Raw genomic sequence first — 6,142 nt, forward strand, 5'->3', positions numbered from 1 at the left:
GGCCTGTCGGCGGTGTGGCGTTCGCTGGGTGTGGAGCCGGCCGCCGTGGTGGGTCACTCGCAGGGCGAGGTCGTCGCGGCCGTCGTCAGCGGCGCTCTCACCCTGGACCAGGGCGCGCAGATCGTCGCCCAGCGCTCCCAGGCGGTGCTGGCGTGCGCCGGCCAGGGCGGCATGGCCCTGATCGAGCGGCCCCTCGCGCAGGTGGAGGAGTACCTCACCCCCTACGGGCAGGCGCTGTCGGTCGCGGCGGTGAACACCGCCGGGTCGACGATCATCTCGGGCGAGGCCGACGCCATCGCCCAGATCGTGACCGAACTGCAGGAACGCGACGTCTACGCCCGCAAGATCAACGTGGACTACGCGTCACACAACGCGCAGATGGACCCCCTCCTGCCCGGCCTGGCAGCCGGTTTCCAAGGACTCGAATCCCGCCGGGCGGACATCGCGTTCTACTCGACCGTGACCGGTGAGGTCGCCGACGGTTCCGAGCTGGACGGCGCGTACTGGTGCCGCAACCTGCGAGAGCCCGTCCGCTTCGACAAGGCACTCGACCGGCTCCTCACCGACGGCCACACCGTCTTCGTGGAGATCTCCGCCCACCCGGTCCTGTCCATGCCGCTGACCGACGGCAGCGCCGAACACGGCGGCATCGTCGTCGGCACCCTCGCCCGCGACCACGGCACCCACCATCAGCTCCTGCGCAACCTCGGACTCCTCCACGTCCAGGGCCACCCCACCGACTTCGACAAGATCCTCGGCCACCACACCGGCACCCTGCTGACCGAACTGCCCCCCTACGCCTTCCAGCGCGACCACTACTGGCTGCCCCTCTCGAAGACCACCGGCGACGCCGGTTCGCTCGGGCTCGAAGCGTCGTCGCATCCCTGGCTGGGCGCGGTCACGGAGCTCGCCGACGGCGAGGGACACCTCCTCACCGGCCGCCTGTCCCTCGCCGACCAGCCGTGGCTCAAGGACCACACCGTCTTCGGCTCGGTCATCCTGCCCGGCACCGGGCTGCTGGAGCTCGCCACCGCCGCAGCCCACGAGGTCGGCGCGGGCGGCGTCGCCGAACTGACCCTGGCCGAGCCCCTGGTGATCGAGGACGCGGTGCGGCTCCAGATCACCGTCGGCGCGCCCGGCGCGGGCAACCGCCGCCCGGTCACCATCCACAGCCGTCCCGAGGGCGCCCAGGACGACTGGACCCGGCACGCGAGCGGCGAGCTGGGAGTGGAGCCGGTCGGCAGCGCGTCCGACGCGTTCGCCGAGCTGCGCCGGTGGCCGGTGGCCGGGGCGGAACCGGTCGACCTCGACGGCTTCTACGCCCGGTTCGGCGCCCAGGGCATCGACTACGGCCCCTTCTTCCGGGGCCTGACCGAGCTGTGGCGCAAGGGCAGCACGGCGTACGGTGTCGTACGCCTGCCGGACGCCGCCGCGGGCGCGGACCACCACCTCCACCCCGCCCTCCTCGACACCGCCCTGCACATCATGAAGGGCGTCACGCTCGCGGACGGCCTTCAGGAGCCGGAAGGCGCCCTCCTGCCCTTCGAGTGGACGGACGTCGAGCTGTACGCGACGGGCAGCGGCGAGCTGCGGGTCCGCGTCGACGTCGAGCCGTCCGAGACGGGCCAGGAGATCCGGGTGTGGGCCTCCGACGCGACGGGCGAGCCCGTCGTACGCATCGGCGGGCTGCACCTGCGCCGGGCGACGGCCGAACAGGTGCGGGGCGCGCGGAGCTCCGGAGCGGACGGCCTGTACCGGCTGGAGTTCCAGCCGGTGGACGCTCCCGCCCCCCGGGGCACGGCCGCGGACGCCGTCCTCACCGGCAGCGGCGCACTCGCCGGGCTCCTCGGCGTCACCACCCTGCCCGACCACGACGCACTGGCCGCCCGGCTCGCCTCGAACCCGCAGGCACCCGTCCGTGTCGTGATCGACACGACCGGCCGCCCGCCTTTCCACAGTGCGCCCGAGGCCGCGTACAGGGCCGCCGAATGCGTCCTGGCGCAGCTCCAGGAACTGCTGGCCGACGAACGGCTCGCGTCGACGGAACTCGTCTGGGTCACCCGCGGCAGCGTCGCCGCGCTCCCGGGCGACCGGCTCGACGGGCTGCCGTACGCACCGCTGTGGGGCCTGGTCCGCTCGGCGCGCGCCGAGCACCCGGAGCGCGGGCTGCGTCTCGTCGACCTCGGCCCCGAGGACGCCGACCTGGACGCCCTCGCCCGCGCGCTCGCCGTCACCGGCGAGCCGGAACTCGCCGTGCGCGGCGGGGAGGTGCTCGCCGCCCGGCTGGTGCGCGCGGCCAACGACGACGACGGCACCGCCGCCCGGCCCCTCGATCCCGAGGGCACCGTGCTGATCACCGGCGGCACCGGCGAGCTGGGCAGGGAGACCGCCCGGCACCTCGTACGCCACCACGGCGTGCGCCATCTGGTCCTGACCTCGCGGCGCGGGGCCGACGCGCCCGGCGCGGCGGAACTGATCCACGTACTGGAAAGAGAAGGTGCGGAATGCGTACGCGTGGTGGCGTGTGATGTCACTCGGCGAGATGACCTGGCGCAGGTGCTCGGTCTTGCTGAAGCGGACCGGCCTTGGACTGCGGTCCTGCACCTCGCCGGAGTACTGGACGACGGTGTTCTCCTCGGCCAGGACGCGGAGCGACTCTCCCGCGTGATGGCCCCGAAGGTGAAGGGCGCCTTCCACCTGGACGACCTGACCCGGGACATGGACCTCGCGGCGTTCGTCCTCTTCTCCTCGGCTGCCGGCACGATCGGCACGGCGGGCCAGGGCATCTACGGAGCAGCCAACGCCTGCCTCGACGCGTTCGCGGCCGACCGGCGCGCCTCTGGCCGTCCGGTCACCAGCCTCGCCTGGGGGCTGTGGCACCAGGCGGGCGTCGGCATGACCTCCCACCTGGGCGCCGTCGAGCTGGAGCGCATGCGCCGCCAGGGCATCGCTCCGCTGCCCTTCGCCCAGGGGCTCGCCCTCCTCGACACCGTGCTCGCCCGCCCCGCCGGCAACTTCGTCCCCGTGAAGCTCGACCTGAGGGCAGTGCGGCGGGACGTCGAGCAGGGCCAGGACTCCCCCGCCCTGTTCCGGGCGCTCGTACGGCCGCGGCTGCGCCGCGCGTCCACCGCGGCCGCCGACACGGCCGGCCGTCCGGCGAGCCTCCGCGACCGGCTGCTGGCCGAGCCCGAGGACCGGCGGGCGGAACTCGTGACGGACATGGTGCTGCGCGAGGTCGCCCCGGTGCTCGGCGTCAGCGGGGCCGCCGCGCTCTCGCCGCAGCAGGTCCTCAAGGACCTGGGTCTGGACTCCCTGATGGCGGTCGAACTGCGCCGCCGGCTGTCGGCGGAGAGCGGCATCCCCCTGCCCGCCACCCTGGCCTTCGACTATCCGACGCCCGACCACATCGCCCGGCTGGTCCTGAGCCGGATGGACCTTCCGGCGGAGCCCTCCCCGGCCGGTGCGTCCGGGGCCGAGGACCCCGAGGCGCTGCTCGGCTGGGCGCTCGAACGGCTCTCCGCCGACCGGCTCCACAGCAGCGGACTGCTGGAGCGACTCGTCGAGCTGGCCCGGCAGGAGAGCCCGGACACCCTGGCGGACGTCCCCGCGCCGGCCGGGGCCGTCGAGGCGGAACGGTCGCTCGACGACATCAACGCCGAACTGAACGCGCTGCTCGAGGCATCGGGACTCGACCTCGACTGAACCCGGGAGACCGACGGCTCGCGCTGCGGCGCAAGGACCGCTAGCGGCTCGCGATACCGGAGAGGGGCCCGGCCTATGGCCGGGTCCCTCCCCTCTTGTGCAGCTCTCCGTGCCGGCGTCACATCCGGCGAAATCAAGCGCGTCTTGAATTCGTGAACAGAACAGCAGATGCACCTGCCGGTTTCACACGGTCCGGAATCCCTGGACATTCACTTGAGTTCGTTGATCGGGTCAGGATCTCAAGCATTCCTCGACCACCGAATGGTCATCCTGTGGGAATGAAAGATTCCGTGCTCAGCATCGAACCCGAGTTCTTCAGTGATCCCTTTCCGTCCCTGAAGTCGCTTCAGGAGACGGGGCCGGCTCGGCTGGTGCGGCTGCCGGACGGGGTCGAGTGGTGGGTCGTCACGCGTTACGACGACGTTCTGGCGGGCTTGGAAGATCCACGGTTGAGCAGCGCGGCGAACGACCACATGGCCAGTGAAGACGAACTGCCCACCACGGATGCCATCACCAGCGCCAACAACGCGACGCGACGCTCGATGGTGAACCTCGATCCGCCGGACCACACCCGCCTGCGAAGGCTCGTCGTACGGGCTTTCAGCGCCAAGCGGATCGACAGTCTGCGCCCCCGCGTCCAGCAGATCGCCGACGAGCTGCTGGACGCCATGGCGGCGCAAGGCGGCCACGAAACCGATCTCATCAGCGCCTACGCCTCCCAGCTGCCCATTCGCGTGATCTGCGAGCTTCTCGGGGTGCCCGAGGACCACGAGGCGCTCAGGGAGAAGACGGGCGCGGCGTTCCAGGTGGTCAAGGACGACGAGTCCGTGAAGGGGATGGCCGATGCCTTCTCATGGCTCACCGAGTACACCACGCAGCTCATTCGGGCGAAGCAGAACGACCCCGGCGACGACCTCCTCAGCGATCTGATCGCGGTGCACGAGGAGGACGACGACCGCCTCGACGACGAGGAACTGGCGGCCATGGCGCTGACGCTCCTCCTCGCCGGTCACGAGACCACGGTGCAGCTCATCGGCAACGGCATGAACGCCCTCTTCAACCATCCCGACCAGCTGGCCGCCCTTCTGCGGCAGCCGGAGTTGGTCCGGGCGGCCGTCGATGAGCTGCTGCGCTACGACGGCCCCACCAACCCCGGCGTCGCACGCTTCGCCACGGAGGACGTACTCCTCGGTGGAGTCGTCATCCCGCGCGGCGGGCTGGTGCTCCTGTCCGTCGCAGCCGCCAACCGGGATGCCACCCGGTTCGAGCGAGCGGACACGCTCGACCTCACCCGGGACGCCGCCGCCCACCTCGGCTTCGGCCGAGGCATCCACTACTGCCTCGGTGCCCGGCTGGCCCGCTTGGAGGGCGAGATCGCGATCGGATCCCTGTTGCGCCGCTTCCCGGACATCCGCCTCGCCGTTCCGGCCGACCGGGTGGAGTGGCGACTGGGGATGGTGCGGGGGCTGGTGTCCCTTCCCGTGACGCTGAAGTAGCACGTCGAGGGGCCGTCCACCAGCGCTCGAGGTGCTGGCTATTGGCTGGTCCGGTATCGGACCAGCCCTCGGGCACTGCCCAGTTCCACAACCACCTCACAGTGACCGCGTCATGCGCCTGCTGGTGCTCGCGCAGAAAGGCTCCATGGTGTCGAACACTCAACAGGATCTGAAGTCTGCGCTTCCCGCGATTCGTGCGTTGCAGAAGCGGGCGGCCGATCTGGAGGCGCAGCGGTCCGAGCCGATCGCGATCGTGTCGATGGCGTGCCGGCTGCCGGGTGGGATCGATACGCCGGAGGCGTTCTGGGAACTGCTGGCATCCGGTGGGGACGCGGTGGGCGGCCTGCCGTCGCGGTGGGACAGCCTGGGCATGTACGACCCGGATCCCGAAGCGGTGGGGAAGAGCTACGCGCGCGAGGGCGGATTCGTCGAGGGCGTGGAGGGTTTCGACGCGGGGTTCTTCGGGATCTCACCGCGTGAGGCGGTGTCGATGGACCCGCAGCAGCGGCTGGTCCTGGAGGCCTCGTGGGAAGCACTGGAGCGCGCGGGCATCCGCCCCGACTCGCTGGGTGAGAGCAAGACGGGTGTCTATCTGGGCACGATGAGCTCGGACTACGGCGATCTGGGCCGTGATCTGGACGCGCTCGACGGGTACGTCAGCACGGGCAAGGCGTCCAGTGTGGTGTCGGGTCGTGTGGCCTACACGCTCGGTCTCCAGGGTCCGGCGATCACGGTCGACACCGCTTGCTCCTCCTCGCTGGTGGGCATCCACCTGGCCGCCAACGCCCTGCGCCAGGGCGAATGCGACCTCGCCCTCGCGGGCGGCGTCACGGTGATGAGCGCACCTTCGCTGTTCGTGGAGTTCTCCCGGCTGAAGGCCATGGCGGCCGATGGCCGGTGCAAGTCGTTCTCCGCCCAGGCGGACGGTGCCGGCTGGGCCGAGG

Annotated in this window: 3 protein-coding genes; all 3 read left to right on the forward strand. The window is 71.4% G+C overall.

Going from position 1 to position 6,142, the window contains the following annotated elements:
* A partial coding sequence (locus ACZ4VL_RS39860; protein ID WP_468210705.1) for a type I polyketide synthase occupies positions 1-3,702 on the forward strand: 3,702 nt, incomplete at its 5' end.
* A 278-nt stretch (positions 3,703-3,980) separates the two neighbouring features.
* The gene (locus ACZ4VL_RS39865) at positions 3,981-5,198 is read left to right on the forward strand and encodes a cytochrome P450 family protein (protein ID WP_468210708.1); all 1,218 of its coding nucleotides are present in this window, start codon (positions 3,981-3,983) and stop codon (positions 5,196-5,198) included.
* A gap of 112 nt (positions 5,199-5,310) precedes the next feature.
* A partial coding sequence (locus tag ACZ4VL_RS39870) for a beta-ketoacyl synthase N-terminal-like domain-containing protein (protein ID WP_468210711.1) occupies positions 5,311-6,142 on the forward strand: 832 nt, incomplete at its 3' end.

This window comes from Streptomyces sp. NPDC029014 (genome assembly GCF_055564695.1).